The organism is Parasphingopyxis sp., assembly GCF_052168275.1.
Lineage (GTDB): Bacteria > Pseudomonadota > Alphaproteobacteria > Sphingomonadales > Sphingomonadaceae > Parasphingopyxis.
Genome location: NZ_JBQLZM010000043.1, coordinates 1 through 15,695, shown reverse-complemented (window position 1 = coordinate 15,695; position 15,695 = coordinate 1). Strand labels below are relative to the sequence as shown.

The 15,695-nt window shown below is 66.7% G+C and carries 15 protein-coding genes; 9 read left to right on the top strand and 6 right to left on the bottom strand.

What is annotated here, in order from left to right:
- From ACTS1X_RS03820 to ACTS1X_RS03800, 5 genes are all read left to right on the top strand, one after another.
- On the top strand, positions 1-714 hold a 714-nt coding region (locus ACTS1X_RS03820; protein WP_442613053.1), incomplete at its 5' end, for a hypothetical protein.
- A gap of 67 nt (positions 715-781) precedes the next feature.
- The gene (locus ACTS1X_RS03815) at positions 782-2,242 is read left to right on the top strand and encodes an amidohydrolase family protein (RefSeq protein ID WP_442613052.1); all 1,461 of its coding nucleotides are present in this window, start codon (positions 782-784) and stop codon (positions 2,240-2,242) included.
- Between the two features lie 275 nt (positions 2,243-2,517).
- On the top strand, positions 2,518-3,177 hold the full coding sequence (locus tag ACTS1X_RS03810; RefSeq protein ID WP_442613051.1) for a hypothetical protein: 660 nt from the start codon (positions 2,518-2,520) through the stop codon (positions 3,175-3,177).
- A complete protein-coding gene (locus tag ACTS1X_RS03805; RefSeq protein WP_442613050.1) occupies positions 3,174-3,674 on the top strand; it encodes a hypothetical protein in 501 nt (166 codons plus the stop codon). The genes ACTS1X_RS03810 and ACTS1X_RS03805 overlap by 4 nt, the downstream gene beginning before the upstream one ends.
- A 92-nt stretch (positions 3,675-3,766) precedes the next feature.
- A complete protein-coding gene (locus ACTS1X_RS03800; protein WP_442613049.1) occupies positions 3,767-4,276 on the top strand; it encodes a hypothetical protein in 510 nt (169 codons plus the stop codon).
- Positions 4,277-4,603: 327 nt separating this feature from the next.
- Here the strand turns inward: ACTS1X_RS03800 and ACTS1X_RS03795 are convergent, their stop codons facing one another.
- The 6 genes from ACTS1X_RS03795 to ACTS1X_RS03770 all read right to left on the bottom strand — a co-directional run bounded on the left by ACTS1X_RS03795 (position 4,604) and on the right by ACTS1X_RS03770 (position 10,917).
- Positions 4,604-5,998, bottom strand: a complete 1,395-nt coding sequence (locus tag ACTS1X_RS03795; RefSeq protein ID WP_442613048.1) for an MATE family efflux transporter — start codon at positions 5,996-5,998, stop codon at positions 4,604-4,606.
- 116 nt (positions 5,999-6,114) lie between these two features.
- Positions 6,115-6,642 carry a hypothetical protein gene (locus ACTS1X_RS03790; protein WP_442613047.1) on the bottom strand — a complete coding sequence of 176 codons (528 nt, stop codon included), beginning with the start codon at positions 6,640-6,642 and terminating at the stop codon, positions 6,115-6,117.
- 56 nt (positions 6,643-6,698) lie between these two features.
- Complete coding sequence (locus ACTS1X_RS03785) at positions 6,699-7,715, bottom strand: polyprenyl synthetase family protein (RefSeq protein ID WP_442613046.1); 1,017 nt, start codon at positions 7,713-7,715, stop codon at positions 6,699-6,701.
- A 50-nt stretch (positions 7,716-7,765) separates the two neighbouring features.
- Positions 7,766-8,530 carry an N-acetylmuramoyl-L-alanine amidase gene (locus ACTS1X_RS03780; protein ID WP_442613045.1) on the bottom strand — a complete coding sequence of 255 codons (765 nt, stop codon included), beginning with the start codon at positions 8,528-8,530 and terminating at the stop codon, positions 7,766-7,768.
- Between the two features lie 85 nt (positions 8,531-8,615).
- Positions 8,616-9,953: a cytochrome P450 gene (locus ACTS1X_RS03775; protein WP_442613044.1), complete on the bottom strand. Its 1,338-nt coding sequence runs from the start codon at positions 9,951-9,953 to the stop codon at positions 8,616-8,618.
- 88 nt (positions 9,954-10,041) lie between these two features.
- Positions 10,042-10,917 carry a TauD/TfdA dioxygenase family protein gene (locus tag ACTS1X_RS03770; protein ID WP_442613043.1) on the bottom strand — a complete coding sequence of 292 codons (876 nt, stop codon included), beginning with the start codon at positions 10,915-10,917 and terminating at the stop codon, positions 10,042-10,044.
- Between the two features lie 203 nt (positions 10,918-11,120).
- Here ACTS1X_RS03770 and ACTS1X_RS03765 point away from each other — a divergent pair, with 203 nt between their 5' ends.
- From ACTS1X_RS03765 to ACTS1X_RS03750, 4 genes are all read left to right on the top strand, one after another.
- Positions 11,121-12,689, top strand: a complete 1,569-nt coding sequence (locus tag ACTS1X_RS03765) for a ShlB/FhaC/HecB family hemolysin secretion/activation protein (RefSeq protein WP_442613042.1) — start codon at positions 11,121-11,123, stop codon at positions 12,687-12,689.
- Position 12,690: 1 nt separating this feature from the next.
- Entirely contained in the window at positions 12,691-13,905 is a 1,215-nt protein-coding gene (locus ACTS1X_RS03760) for a hypothetical protein (RefSeq protein ID WP_442613041.1), read from the top strand.
- 97 nt (positions 13,906-14,002) lie between these two features.
- Entirely contained in the window at positions 14,003-14,128 is a 126-nt protein-coding gene (locus ACTS1X_RS03755) for an entericidin A/B family lipoprotein (protein ID WP_442613040.1), read from the top strand.
- A 134-nt stretch (positions 14,129-14,262) separates the two neighbouring features.
- Positions 14,263-15,603 carry an amidohydrolase gene (locus tag ACTS1X_RS03750; RefSeq protein ID WP_442613039.1) on the top strand — a complete coding sequence of 447 codons (1,341 nt, stop codon included), beginning with the start codon at positions 14,263-14,265 and terminating at the stop codon, positions 15,601-15,603.
- The last annotated feature ends 92 nt before the right edge of the window (positions 15,604-15,695 follow it).

Below are 15,695 nucleotides of genomic sequence, written 5' to 3'. Positions count from 1 at the left end.
GGCTTCGATGACGCATTCCTGCGGCTCGCCGGCGCTTCGGCCTTTCTCACGGCGATAACGACCTTTTTCCTCTGGTATCTCGCCCGCCAGGTGCCCGGCGCCGAAACCTTCGACGATGCGGCACGGCTTCACGCCAATGGCCCGTTCATGGCGCGCCAGTGGGTGAACCTGTTCCATATCCCGCTCGCGCTGCTCGGCTATATCGGCATAACGCGCGCCGTATCGCCGCACGCGCGCGGATGGGCGCTGGCGGGCCTTGTCTTTTTCGTCATCTGGGGCGTCGTCGAGATGGCGGGCGTGGCGATCAATATCTTCGCCGTAAACGGGACATTGCGGCCGGCCTATCTGGCGGCCGAGCCCGATAGCGCCGCGATTCTGGCGGCGAACATCACAACGCTGACCGCCGTGTGGAACGCGCTGTTCTTCGTTATCCTGATCGGCTTTCTGTTCGGGACGGTCTTGCAAGGCATTGCGCTGCTCGCCGATGCCGGCCGTTTCCAGCAGATCATCGCATGGCTGATGCTGGCCGCCGTGCCGTTGACGCTGGTCATCATCCTGTCCGGCTATTTCGGCATGACCGATCTCGATCCCCTGATCTCGGCGGTCTACCCGATCCTCCAGCCGATCAGCCGCGCCGCGCTCGGCATCTGGCTCTGGCGCATGGCTTCGGCGGCCCTGACGGCCGAAAAGCGGCAGGCCGTGCCGGCGATTTGATCGAAGTCATTTTCGCCTGCGCCTCTCGCGGGTTAGACTGTTCCTAAACGCGCACAGGAGAGTCGCCATGGCCCGCACCCCCGATCTCGATCCCGAGGGCAAACGCCTGCCCGTCAAGTTCGACGGCACGTCGAACGGGGAATTCTTTCCGCGGCCGCCGACCGTCAACCAGCACCTTGCGAACCGGCTCGCGCATGAGACCGCGACCGAGAATGCGAAAAAGCTCGGCATGGGGCGGCGGGCCTTTCTCGTTTCCTCGATGGGCGCGGCGACGACCCTGGCGGCGTGCAACCGGGCCAATCCCGGCGCGGGCGGCTATTATGCGATGGCGCAGGAAGCGGCGTTCGAGCCGGCGGCGGCCGATGCCGCGATCGGCGGCGACGAGTTCATCTTCGACGTGCAGACCCATTGCGTCGATCCGTCCGCGGCTTGGGCGACGGGGCGCGACGGCGAGATCTGGGAAGCGGCGCTTTCGCGCGCCTTCGGCCAGTCGACCCAGTGCGCGGACGGCAGTTACGACTGCTATTCGGCGCAGACCCTGGCCCGCGAAGTCTATCTCGACAGCGATACCGATGTCGCGGTCGTCTCCGCGCTCTGGGGCACGGCCGAGAGCAACCCGACGCCGATCGAGTACGCGGCCGAGGCGCGCGGGATCATCGAGCAGATCGGCGGCGACGGCGCGCGCTGCCTGATCCATGGCGGCGTGCTGCCCAACGATCCGGGCGAGCTCGAGGCGATGGACGAAAAGGCCGAGCTGCATGGCGTGGACGCCTGGAAAATGTATCCGCAATGGGGGCCGGACGCCGAAGGCTTCTTCCTCGACGAAAGCGACTATGCCGAACGGACCTTCGCCAATGCGCGGCGGCTCGGCAAGACGATCATCGCGGTGCACAAGGGCATCTCGCTCTACGGGCTCGATCCGCTCTATTCGAGCCCGCGCGACATGGGCAACGCGGCGGTCGCCAATCCGGACCTCACCTTCCTCGTCTATCATTCGGGGTTCCAGCCGGGCGTGACCGAGGGCGAATATCGCGAAGACGGCGGGGGCGTCGACCGGCTGGTCAAGGCCTATCGCGATGCGGGGCTGCGGCCCAACGAAGGCAATCTCTATGCCGAGATGGGCTCGCTCTGGCGCTATTTCATGGGCCGGCCGGACGAGGCCGCGCATGTGATGGGCAAGCTGCTCGCAACCTTCGGTGAGGAGCGGATCATCTGGGGCACGGATTCGATCTGGTACGGCAGCCCGCAGGACCAGATCCAGGCCTTCCGCGCCTTCGAGATCGCGGAAGACTATCAGGAACGGTTCGGCTATCCGGCGCTGACCGCCGAGGCGAAACGCAAGATTTTCGGGCTCAACGGCGCGGCGGTCTACGGGCTCGATCTCGACGCGGTGGCGGCGGACGCGACGCTGCTCGAACGCCGGACCGGCTACCGCGCCGATCCCAATCCGAGCTTCGCCACCTACGGTCCCAAGACGCGGCGCGAGTTCATGGCGAACTGGGCCGCGCATGGCGGCCGGCCGGGATAGGGGGGTTTGCTTGTCAGACCTTCGGCTTCGCCTCAGGCGCCGCACCGGGATCCAATTTCGTCAGAAACTTCCTGACGGAAGTTCGCCGCACCGGCCCGCTCCCCCTCCCGGCCTCCCACTGAGTGTATCCTATGGGAGGCCGGGAGGGGGAGCGGGCCGGTGCCGCGATTTCCCGATAGGGAAATTCTGACAAACAATGACCTCGACCCAACCTCGCTTGATATCCCGCCATTTCCTCCCCATTGATAGGTACACAGAATCCCTGGGAGAAACCCGTGCGTCCGATATTGTTCGTCGTCCTGCCCGCGCTTGTGCTGACCGCCTGCGCGCGTACCGAAACGCCCGAAGAGGCGCGCGCCGCGGCCCAGGCGGCCCAGGCCGAATATGAGCGGCTCGCCGACGAGGCGCGCGCCGGAAGCGAAGAGGAGGAGGTGCTGTCCGGCACCTCGCCGGGCCAGATCGATACGAACCTGACCGGCAGCCTCACGCCCGGCGCCTGGAGCGTTTCGACGGTCGATGGCGAGCGGATGGCCGTTTTCAGCGAGGAGGGCCAGTCGCCCGTCATCACCATTTCCTGCGAGCTGGGCGGCGGGATCGACGTCCGGCTGATCGGCATGCCGCCCCAGGGCGGGTCGGGCACCGTCTATATCAGCACGCCCCAGGGCGGATCGACCTTCACCGCGTCCGAAGCGGTCGGCGATACGGCGGCCGCCTATATCTCGGTCCCGGCGGCCGATCCCTTCATCGCGCGGCTGATCGGCGGCAACGGACCCTATTCGGTTCGCCTCGGCGGCGGCCAGCGGATCACCTTTCCGGCCGACGACGTCCTGACCAGCATCGTCAGCGCCTGCGACCGGCGCGACGCATCCGGCGAGATCGCCGATCTCGAGGCCGCGGCGCCATCGGTCGCAGCCGAGGAAGGGACCGGAGAATGAGCCTGTTCGGCCTCAACCCGGTCACCGCGGCGACTGCGATCTTCGTCGCGCTCGGCGCCTGTTCGGCGGCGCCGACACCCGCACCGGCGCAGACGCAGACCGACTGGCGCGATGTTCCGCTCGCCCCGGGCACCTGGGTCTATCGGCAGGACGAGCGCGGCTCGGTGGCGCTGTACGGCGAGCCGGACAGCGAGGCGCTGTTCCTCGTGCGCTGCAACGCGGACGATCGCCGCATCTATTTCTCGTTCGGGGGAAGCCTGCCGTCCGACAGCGGCACGATGGCCTTTCAGGCGACGCATGGCGAGGCGAGCTATGCCGCGCGCAACAGCCCGGGCGCGCAGCCCTATATCGTCGCCGCGACCGAGGCCTCGGACGACTATCTCGACACGATCGCCTTCAGCCGCGGCCGGATCGCCGTCACCGTGACCGGCCGGACGCTCGCCGCCATTCCCAACTGGCCCGAAATGACCCGGGTGTTCGAGGATTGCCGGGGCTGACCGCCGCCCGCCCGGACGCGACTGCCGCAAAACCGTAATATTGGCGTGCCATGCGCGCGGCTTCGACATTTGCCCCGAAGGAGCTGCATAACATGACAATGCGTGTGCGGAGCGCGATGGCGCTCGCCCCGATCCTCCTCCTGGCCGCCTGTTCCGGCGCGGCCGGCGACGGCAACCCGGCCGAGCCCGCCGCGCTGACGCTGACCCCCGGCGCCTGGGCCGCCGACGGCGAGCGGGCAAGCTATGCCGACGAGGACGGCACGCTCCTCGCCTCGTTCCGCTGCGACGCCGAAACCGCCGAGCTCGTGCTCGAGATGCCCGGCGGCTTTGCCGACGGCGCGCGTCCGGCGATGCTGCTGCGGGCGGGCGATTTCATGCATGGCGTCGATCCGGTCGAGGTCCGCGCCGGCGCGGACGGCCCGGTCCGGCTGGCGCGGTTGCCGGCCGGCGGTCCGCTGACGGACGCGATCCGGGGCTTTCCCGTACCGCTGACGATCGAGAGCGATGGCGGCGAGCCGGTGATGATCGAGACCGACGCCGTGCTCCAGGGCTATTTCGAGCGCTGCGCCGCGGCGGCCGGCGGGCCGGAAGGCGGGCAATAAAAAGGCCGCGAAGTCCGTTCGCGGCGAGCGGCGGATAATCGCTGAAAAAAATGTGGAAAACAAGGGTTGATCCACGAGTCGCAATGATTCATTCCTGCACATGAGTTCAACAATGCGAAAGGAGGTGATCCGATGTCTCATGGTTCAGTAGTGAGGTCGGTTCAGTCGTTTCGGAGGATGCGGGGCTAAAACCCCGCCTGAGTTCTCCGGCCGGCACTCCGGCCGCTGACCATGTTTAGGGCTGCCAGGCATTGTGCCTGGCAGCCTTTTTCATGTGGGCGGAGTTTTGTCAGACCTTCGGCTTCGCCTCAGGCGCCGCACCGGCCCTCACCCGTAACGGACCAGCCCGATCCGGCCGCGCAGCATCCAGCGGGCGACCATCAGGACGGCGACGACGGCGAGGCCGGCGGCAAGGCCGATCCAGATGCCGACGCCCTGCATGCCGCCCGGAAAACCGAGCCATATCGCGAGCCCGAGCCCGACGATCCAGTAGCCGAACGCCGCGAACAGCATCGGTATCCGCGTGTCGTGCAGCCCGCGCAGGATGCCCGCGCCGACCGCCTGCGCGCCGTCGACGAGCTGGAACAGCGCCGCGATCACGAGGAAGGAGATCGCCAGCCGGAAGACCGGCGCGCTCTCCGGATCGGTCCGGTCGACGAACAGCCCGACCAGCTCGTCCGGAATCGCCACCATCGTCGCCGAGAGGAGCAGCGCCGCGCCGACGCCGAGCCCGAGCGCAACGAAGCCGGCGCGCGATACCCCGGTCGCATCCTGCCGTCCGTGCCACAGGCCGACGCGCACCGTCGCCGCCTGGGCGAGGCCGAGCGGGATCATGAAGGCGAGGCTGGCGATCTGGATCGCGATCGCGTGCGCGGCCAGCGATGCCCGGTCGATCAGTCCCATCAGGAACACCGCGGCGTTGAACACCGTGACCTCGAGCGCCAGGGTTACCGCGATCGGCAGGCCGAGGCCCAATATGCCGAAGAAGCGCGGCCAGTCGCTCTGCCAGAAGCGGCCGAGCAGATGGTAGCGGCGGAAGGACGGCACCGTATAGACGACGAGGATCATGCCGAGCATCAGCACGCCATTCGCGACGAGGCTGGCGATCGCCGCGCCGATCAGGCCGAGCTCGGGAAAGCCGAACAGGCCGAAGACGAGGATCCAGTCCGCGATCGCGTTGAACGCGACGCCGATCACGGTGACGATCACGCCCCAGATCGGCCGTTCGAGCGCGGCGACATAATAGCGCAGCACCATGAAGATGAGGAAGGGGAACAGGCCCCACATCATCACGCGGACATAGCGCGCGGCGGCTTCCGACAGGGCGGGGTCCTGGCCGAGCAGGAGCATGATCGCCTCGGTGTTCCACAATATCGCCCAGCTCGGGAGGCAGACGGCGAGCGACGCCCAGCAGGCCTGGCGCACCGTGCGCCGGACGTCGCGGACCGAATGCGGCATCCGGCCGCGCTCGGTCGCGATCATCGGCGAGGCGGCGGTCACCAGCCCCATCGCGAACACGGCAAAGGCGAAGAACAGGTTCACGCCGAGCGCCGAGGCGGCGAGCGCGTCGACATCGTAGCGGCCGAGGATCAGGACGTCGGTGGTGTTGATCGCGGCCTGCGCGAAATTCCCGACGATTAGGGGAAGGGCGAGCGCAAGGGTGGCGCGAATCTCCGCGCGCAAAGGCGTCCGATGGCCGTCAAGGGCAGGATTGCTGGCCATTTGGGCACGGTTAGAGGCGACTCGGCTGTTTCATCGTTCCGCCCGTGTAACTGAATCGCGAAGCAGGGCGAAGGGCGGCGTTGGCAAAAAAGCGACCGTGTGGCGGATGGGGTACATCATTGGTCTGGAAATCGCGCATAAGCTTGTTCGAATGACTGGGTGCCGTCAGCCGGTGTCGAAGTCGAACCAGAAACGGTCATTGCAACAGCGAGCAATACACCGCCCATAATAAAGCACACGAGTGCAGCGCTTGCTAACCAAACTACCAAGTTGCGCTCCGCACGTTGATAACGCCGAGCTATGCGGCGAAATAGTGCTAGAGGTGGAAGGACTGGACCCTCCCGGTCTGCCGCGATCGCTGATGCCGCGCGTGTATACGCGCCCCAGCGGCGTGCCAAGGACAGCCCGAGCCAGAGACTCAATATTGCGCCAGCAATGAAGCAACCTGCTGCAATAATATGCCAAGCCGTCAACTGGTCCCGGCTAATGCTGGCAACGCCGCCGCCGCTATTTACAAGAAATAGCGATGTGACAATCCAACGGAGAAGAGTCAGATGATGATCAAGATAAAGTTGTCCTTGCCGATCTAAAATCTCGGCGGCTGTTTGATGTGGACGCATATCGGTTACCGGGCGACGAACCATCGTCCCATTTACCTCCACCTATTACAAACACAAAATACTTAAAATATAAGCGACTTCTAATACGCCCGCGCCACCGCGAATTCGACGGCCTCGGTCAGCGCCGCCTTGGCCTGGCCCTTGGCGAACGGCCCGAGCGCGTCGATCGCGCGCTGGCCGTAATGGCGCGCCCGGGCCATCGTATCGGCGATCGCGTTGTGATGGATCAGCAGGTCTTTCGCGCGGGCGAGATCCTCGTCGCCGATGCGCCGGCCTTCGATCGCGTCGCGCCAGAAGGTCTTCTCCTCGTCGCTCCCGCGCGCGAAAGCGAGGATCACGGGCAGCGTCACCTTGCCGTCGCGGAAATCGTCGCCGACATCCTTGCCCATCGTCTCCCCGTCCGAGACATAGTCGATCGCATCGTCGACGAGCTGGAAGGCGATGCCGAGATTGCGGCCATAGGCGTCCAATGCCTCCTCGACCTCCTCGTCGCGCTCGGCGACGACGGCGGCGATCCGGCAGGCTGCGGCGAACAGCGCGGCGGTCTTCGCCCCGATAATGTCGAGATAGCGATCCTCGCCGGTATCGATGCGGCGCTGCGCGGTGAGCTGGTTGACCTCGCCCTCCGCGATCACCGCCGAGGCGTTGGAGAGGATGCGCAGCACCTTCAGGCTGCCGTCCTCGACCATCAGTTCGAAGGAGCGCGAGAAGAGGAAATCGCCGACCAGCACGCTCGCCGGATTGCCCCAGATGATATTGGCGGTCTTCTTGCCGCGCCGCTGGTCGGAAACGTCGACGACATCGTCGTGCAGCAGCGTCGCGGTGTGAATGAACTCGACGCACGCGGCGAGCTTGTGATGCCGGTCGCCGGGATAGTCGAGCAGCTTGGCCGAGGCCAGCGTCAGCATCGGCCGCATCCGCTTGCCGCCGCCCGCGATCAGGTGGCCGGCCAGCTCGGGAATCAGCGGGACGTCCGACTGCATGCGGTCGAGAATCACCTGGTTGACGCGGTTCATGTCCGCCGCGACCAGCGCGATCATCGGATCGAGCGACGGCGGCGCGTCCTGGCCGCGGATCGGGGTAACGGTGGCGCTCATGGCGCAAAGGCCTTGGGACGAAACCGGCCGAAAGGCAAGACTTCGGAGCCTCAGGGATTGTCCTTGCGATAGGCGATGATGGCGCGGGCCAGAGCCTCGCCCGCCCGGTGCGACCAGACGGTCATTTCCTGGGGCGGCGGGTTGGGCGGGTCCTGCTCGTGCATGAAATACATCTCGGCGAGGATCGAAACCGGCACGCCGGCATCTTCCGCGCCCGAGAGCACCGAGAGCATCCGCGGCTTCGCGCCGCGATCCTTGATGCCGAGTTCCTTCGCCATTTCGGCGGAGGCCAGCTTGGCGAGCGCGAGGTCCGCCGCGTCGCCCTTGGCGCCATGATAGAGGGCTTCGGCGCCCTGCGCGGGCGCGCCGTGCGAATTGTGATGGATCGAGACGAAGATGTCCGATCCCTTGGCCGCCATGCCCGCCGAATAATTGTGGCGGGAAAGATCGTCGATCGTCACCTCGAAACCGGCTTCGAGCAATCGCGATTCGCACGCCTTGGCCGCCACGGTGTTGAGGCTGTGCTCGCTGATATCCGATCCCTTGTGCACGGCGCCGGGATCGAACCGGTCCGGCTTCTGGCCATGGCCGATATCGATATAGACAAGCATCCTGCTGTCCGTATCGGTCGCCCCGAGCGGCGACGGGACATCCACCGGCCCGCCGAGATGCGCGAGGACGGCCTGCAGCGTTTCGCTCTCGTCCCAGAATGTCGGCGGCCCCAGATCGCCATCGACGGCGATGTCGAAGCCAAGTTCGCGCAGCCGCTTCTGGATATGCCAGACGGTTTCGTTGTTTTCGGGGCGGTCGGACATGGTCGCTCTCCTCATCAAGAAGGAGAACGATCCGACATCAGTTTTTCCAACATTGCCAGCCGAAAAGAGTCCGTTTCGATCCGGCTTACGGCGCCCTGAAGCTGACCGGCAGTTCGGTGATCGCGTGCACGAAATTGTTGGGCGCGCAGACCATTTCCCCGTCCATGTGCATGTCCGGGAAGCGCGCGAGCAGCTGGCGATAGGCGCTTTCGAGCTGCATCAGCGCGATCTGGCGGCCGAGACACACATGCTTGCCGAAGCCGAAGGCGAGATTCTTGTCGGCGTTTTTCCGCCCGATATCGAATGTGTGCGGATCCTCGAACATGGCCGGATCGCGATTGGCGGCGCCGTACCACATGACGACCTTTTCGCCCTCGGCGATCGGCTGGCCGCCGATCTCGGTATCCTGGGTCGCGGTGCGCTTCATGTGGATGACCGGGCTGATCAGCCGCACCGCCTCCTGGATCGCGTTGGGCAGCAGGTCGGGATCGTCGATGAGCTTCGCCTTCTGGTCCGGATTCTCGGTCAGCAGCTTCATCATGCCGGAAATCGAGTTGCGCGTCGTGTCGTTGCCGGCGATGAAGATCAGTTCCCAGGCGCCGTTCAGATACATTTCCGGCATCGGATCGCCGTCGACGATGGCGTTGGCGATCGCGCTCATCAGATCCTCGCGCGGTTCGTCCTGCCGGGCCCGGATCTCGCGCATCCCGTAATCGAAAAATTCGCGGATCCGGTCTTCCCAGCCATTGTAGATCTGGATCATCTCGGGCGTCGGCTGGAGCAGCCCTTCGCGGATCGCGCCGAAATAGGGCGCCATTTCGAGATCGGTCATCCACTGGACGAGTCGCGGTCGGTCCGCCTGATCGACGCCGAGCAGCTCGGCAAGCGTGAAGAGCGGCAGCTGGGCGGCGAACTCGTCGACCAGGTTGCAGTGGGGGGCCTTGTCCGCCAGCTCGTCGAGCAGTTCGCTGACCTTGACGTCGACCTTCTCCTTGAGCTGCTTGATATAGGCGGGCGTGAAAAACGGCATGTGCTGGCGGCGCAGCTCGAGATGCGGCTCGCCGTCCAGCGCGATCATGTTGTCGAGCGCGGCCGGCGAGAGCAGCGGGTGCATATTGTCGGGATCGCCGTAGGAGATGTTCACCCCGCCCTTCTGGCTCGAGAAGATTTCGGGCTTTTTCGAGATCGTCTTCACATCGGCATAGCGGGTGAACGCCCAATAGCCGGGTTCGCCCTGCATCGGCTCGTCCTGCCAATAGACCGGCGCCTCTTCGAGCAGCCGGGTATAGCCGTCGATCGGGTGGCCCTCGCGGAAAAGATCGATGTCCGAGAGATTGACGATCTCGCCGGCATCATGGACCGGCGGGTTGCGCGGCCCGACCCAGCCGGGGCGGCGATACTGTTCGTGATTGAGCTCGAGCATCAGGCATCCTCCTACTGACATCGATGATAGCAAGGGCTTACGTTCACGTTAAGGGGAATCGTCGGGAAGATCCGGTTCGTCAGAGCGGCTAAGCCGCGTCCGGCGAATAAAAGGGCCGGTCACCGCTGATCGTCGCCCGCTCCATCACGCGGCGGGCGGGGAAATAATCGGAGGCGGCGAAATGCTGGCAGGCGCGATTGTCCCAGAAGGCGATCGAGCCCGGCGCCCAGCGGAAGCGGCACTGGATCTCGGGATCGGCGGCCTGCGCATAGAGATGGCGGAGCAGGTCGGCGCTCTCCTGATCGGACAGGCCGTTGATATGGCTCGTGAAGGCACCGTTGACATAGAGGCAGGGGAGCCCGGTTTCGGGATGGGTGCGGACGACCGGATGCTCCATCGGCGGATATCTGTCGTGCAGTTCCTCGGGCGGCTTGCCGAGCCGCTTCGCGAAGACGCGGGCGATATCGTGGACGGCGGTGAGCCCGGCGACGAAGCCGCGCATCCCGTCGGACAGGCGCATATAGGCCGCGTGCATGTCGGCGAACAGCGTATCGCCGCCGACCTCCGGGATTTCGATCGCGCGCAGGATCGATCCGAGCGAGGGCTCGGCGCGCCAGGTCACGTCCGAATGCCACATATTTTCCTGGCCGCGGCTCTTGGGCCCGTGCTCGATCCGCAGGATTTCCGGACATTCCTGGTCCTTGGGCGTCGCCGGATGGATTTCGAGTTCGCCGAACATCCGCGCGAAGGCGAGATGCTGTTCGCGGGTGATGTCCTGGTCGCGGAAGAAGATCACCTTGTGATCGAGCAGCGCCTGGCGGATCGCCGGGACCGCATCGCCGATATCGGGCGCGCCGAGATCGATATCGAGCAGCTCCGCGCCGATCGCCGGCGTCAGCGGCCGGACGGCGAACGGCGTGCCGGCGGACGCCTTCATTTCGGTGGCGGCATCGATATCGGCCATGGCCCGACTCTCCCTCGTTGCGGCGCGCAGCCTGAACCCAAAGCGATATGGCCGCAAGGACAGCTTTAAACCTTTCGGTAAACGCGCTTTTATACCGACCATTGTCAATCGGGCGGTTAAAACTGCGGACAAGCGAGCCGATATCAAATCGAGCCGGATAGACGGGACGCAAGGCAACGGCCCGACAAGGGGAAGGATTGCGGATGCGGATGTTGGTCGGTTCGATGCTGGCGCTGGCGGCCTTCGCGTCGCTCGGATCGCCGCTCGACGCGCGATCCGCGAATCCCCGCATTCCCTTCGATTTCGCCGATACGGGCGGCCCTGTATCGCAGATCGCGATCGACGGGGTGACCCGCTACGATCCCGACCATCTGCTGACCTTCGCCGCCGCCCATGCCCGCGCATCGCATGGCGCGCTGACCGCATCGGGCACAGCGGAGGCGATCGCGCTGATCTATCGCGAAGACGGCTATCCGCTCGCCGAAGCCTATCATCGGTACGAAGCGGCGAGCGGCACGCTGACCTTCCGCATCCTCGAAGGCTTTGTCGAGCGCGTTTCGGTAGAGGGCTTTTCGGACGGCGTCGCCGCGCGGGTCGCCGGCTACACGGACCGGCTCATCGGCCGCGCGCCGCTGACCCAGGCCGAGCTCGAGCGGACGATCATGCTCGCCTCCGACCTTTCCGGCGTGACGCTCGTCTCCGAGCTCGACCACGAACCAGGCGACGCCGGAACGCACCTGCGCATCGCCGGATCGGAGCGGCGTCATTCGGGCGCGATCGGCATCGAAGCCATACCGTTGCGGCCGGACGCGGCGGTCCGCCTTTTCGCTGTCGAGGAGATTTACAGCCTTGCCACGGGCGGCGACATGCTGCGCCTGCTCGGCCAGGCGACGCTGGATCGCGGCGACGACTGGTCGGTTGCGGGGACGCTCGTCTACCGGACGCCGGTCGGCGCGTCGGGCAGCTATGTCGAGGCGTTCGCCGGCAATGTCATCGCGCGCCGCGATCTCGGCGCCGTGGCGACCGACGATCGGCTGCGCGGCTATAATGCGGCGCTGATATTCGGTCATCCGGTGCGCCGCAGCGTCCACCGTTTCACCTATCTGCTCGGCGAATATGAATTTGTCGAAGCCCGGTCGCGCTTCGACGGGCGGCGGCTGTCGAGCACCAGCCATTCGCTGCGCGCCCATGGGATCACCGGCGTCAATCTCGACAATGGCGGGATCGTCCAGGCCGGGCTGACGCTGAGCGCCGGCCGCCGTCCCGAAACCGACGCGGGCGAGCCGCGGGACGGGGCGCGCAGCTTCGCGCATATCCGCGGCGAGTTCGGCCTCGTCGTTCCGGTCGATCGCCGCAACGCCACCTATTTCCGGCTCGAGGCCCGCGGCCAATGGGCGGACACGAGGCTTCCCGAGGTCGAGCGGTTCGCGCTCGGCCATGCGCCCTTTCTTCGCGGCTATGCGCCGGCCGAAATCGAAGGCGATAGCGGTTACGGAGCGAGCATCGAGTTCGACCATGTGATCGAGACCGGCTCGTCCGCGATCCCTTCGGTCGTGCCGACGGTGTTTTTCGATATCGGCGCCGTCGATGTCCGCGACCGGCGGATCGGAGAAACCGGCGATCGCTGGCTGGCTTCGACCGGTATCGGCGCGGAGATACGGTTCGGCGGCGCCATCTCGATCGCCGGCTGGGCCGCCATGCCGCTGCGCGACGGCCCCCAGAGCCGGTCGGGCAACCCGGCTTTCCATGTCAGCCTGTCCAAGGGGTGGTGAGATGATCGCGATCCGTCTTGTCGGTGGAATGGCCCTTGGCATCGCGCTGCTCGCGGCAGCCCCGGCGATGGCGGCGGGTAATCACTATGGCTGGTGCCGCGGCGTCGGCAACCCGCATCAGGGCACCGCCTGTGTCGCGGGGCCCGTCAACACGCCGCCGGGCGGAACGACGCAGACGCCGGTCGCCAACCAAAATCCGCCCACGGACCCGGGTTTGCCGCAAACGCCGGATCAGCATGTCGTCCCGCCACAACCGCCGGCGCAGCAGGTGCCGCCGACGCCCGTCCAGCAGGCCCCGCAGCCGGTGCTGCCGCCCCAGCGCACGCCGCCCATGGTCCCGCCGCAGCCGCCCGCGCAGCAGGTGCCGCCGACGCCCGTCCAGCAGGTGCCTCAACCCGTCCTCCCTCCCCAGCGGACACCGCCCATGGTCCCGCCCCAGCCGCCTGCACAACAGGCCCCGCCCACGCCCGTCCAGCAGGTCCCCCAACCGGTGCTGCCGCCGCAGCGCACGCCGCCCATGGTCCCGCCACAGCCGCCTACGCAACAGGTCCCGCCGACGCCCGTCCAGCAGGTCCCGCAGCCCGTGCTGCCGCCCCAGCGCACGCCGCCGATGATCCCGCCCCAGCCGCCCGCGCAACAGGTGCCGCCGGCGCCCGTCCAGCAGGTGCCGCAGCCGGTACTGCCGCCCCAGCGCACACCGCCGATGATCCCGCCCCAGCCGCCCGCGCAACAGGTGCCACCGCTCCCAGTCCAGCAGGTCCCGCAACCGGTGCTGCCGCCCCAGCGGACGCCCGGCGCGGTAACGGTCACGGTGCGGCCCGATATGCGCCCCCCCGTCCCGGTGCAGACGGGGCCGGTCGCGATCACCCGGCCAAGACCCGTCACCGGACAGGCCTTGATGGTGCCGGTCCAACGCCCCGATACCCTGGTGGGGCCGATCACCGATGTTCCGCCGCATCGCGGCTTCGTGGCTGTCGAGCCCGGTCGGCACGATCCCCACGCCCTGCCCGGCTTCGCGGACGATCACGGGATGCACCAATGCCTGGCCAGCGGTTTCGGCCGACGGCATGTGCCGGGCGACGGCGATCGGGTGCGGTCGTCCGGCGTGGTTCCGATATTGCGGACTCCCGACATGGTGATGCGGGACATTCCGGCGCTGCGCCATCGCGGCGCGGAATGCGTGATCCTGATCCGGCGGCGTAACGCCGAACGATGAGAACCGCGCGGCGGGACGGGGAACTTTGTCCGCCGTTCATGCGCTTGTCTGTTGCCCCGGCGCGCTTCGGCGCGTCCCGAATCGATGGAGTATCCCTATGAAAACCCTCGCAATCCTCGCCGCCGCGCTGACCTTCACGGCCACCGCCGCCTGCAACACGGTCGCCGGAGTCGGCGAAGACGTCGAATCGGTCGGCGAAACCGTCCAGGACGCCGCCGAATAAACCCGGCGCCGCCCGGCCGCCAACCGGCGGCCGGGCTACCCGAACCCGTAACGGGCATCGCGCATTTGCCCGTCCGCCCCGACCGTCCTATCGATGAGACTCGATTGTTCGGGGCTATAACGGGGACTCACATCATGCGCACATCATTACTGGCTCTTGCAGCGACACTCATGCTGCCGGCGCCGGCCAGCGGCCAGAGCGATATCTCGGCCAATGTCGACGCCGATTACGAGGCGTTCCTCGAAGAACTCTTCCTCGATTTCCATCGCAATCCCGAACTCAGCTACATGGAGACCCGGACCGCCGGGATCATCGCGGCGCAGCTGCGCGCGGCCGGCGCCGAGGTGACCGAGGGGGTCGGCGGCACCGGCGTCGTCGGCATCATGCGCAACGGCGAGGGGCCGACGGTGCTCGTGCGCGCAGACATGGACGGGCTGCCGGTCGAGGAAGACAGCGGCCTCGACTATGCGTCGACCGCCCGCCAGGTCGGGATCGACGGCGTCGAGGCGCCGGTCATGCATGCCTGCGGCCATGACGTGCATATCACCTCGCTCGTCGGCACGGCGCGGCAGCTCGCCCGCCTCCGCGACAGCTGGAACGGCACGGTCGTCCTCATCGCCCAGCCCGCCGAAGAACGGATCGGCGGGGCGCGGGCGATGATGGAGGACGGGCTCTACGACCGTTTCCCGAAACCCGATTACGCGCTGGCCTTCCATGTATCCGCGGCCCTGCCCACCGGCACCATCGCGATGCAGCCGGGCCTCGTCGCCTCGTCGTCGGACAGCGTCGACATCACGATCCACGGCGTCGGCGCGCACGGCGCCTATCCGCATATGGGCGTCGATCCGATCGTGATGGGCGCGCAAATCATCACGGCGCTGCAGACGCTGGTCAGCCGCACCGTGTCGCCGCTCGATCCGGCCGTCATCACGGTCGGCGCGTTCCAGGGCGGCATCAAGCACAACATCATCTCGGACCGCGCGACGATGCAGCTCACCGTGCGCTCGAACGAGCAGTCGGTGCGCGAGACCCTGCTCGAAGGCATCGCCCGGATCGCCGAGAATGTGGGCCGGATGAACGGCATGCCGGAGGACCGGTTGCCCGAGGTCGCGGTGTCGACCGAATCGACGCCGCCGACGATCAACGACGAGGCGCTTTCCAGCCGGTTGCGCGGCGTCTTCGCCGGGAATTTCGGCGACGGCGTGTTGCTCGACCCGATGGAGCAGACCGGCATGGGCGCGGAGGATTTCGCCTATTTCGTCCAGCCCGATACCGGCGTGCGCGGCGCCTATTTCAGCGTCGGCGGAACGCCGCAGGCCGCGTTCGACGCGGCCGAGGCGGGCGGCCCGCCCGTCCCCTCGCACCACAGCCCCTTCTTCCGGATCGATCCCGAACCCGCGGTGACGCTCGGCACCGAAGCGATGGTGATCGCGGTACTCGACCTGCTGGCGCCGGCCGGCGAAGCGGACGACTAGCTTTTACGGGTTTGTCAGAATTTCCCTGCCGGGAAATCGCGGCACCGGCCCGCACCCCCTCCCGGCCTCCCAATAGAATACACTGAATGGGA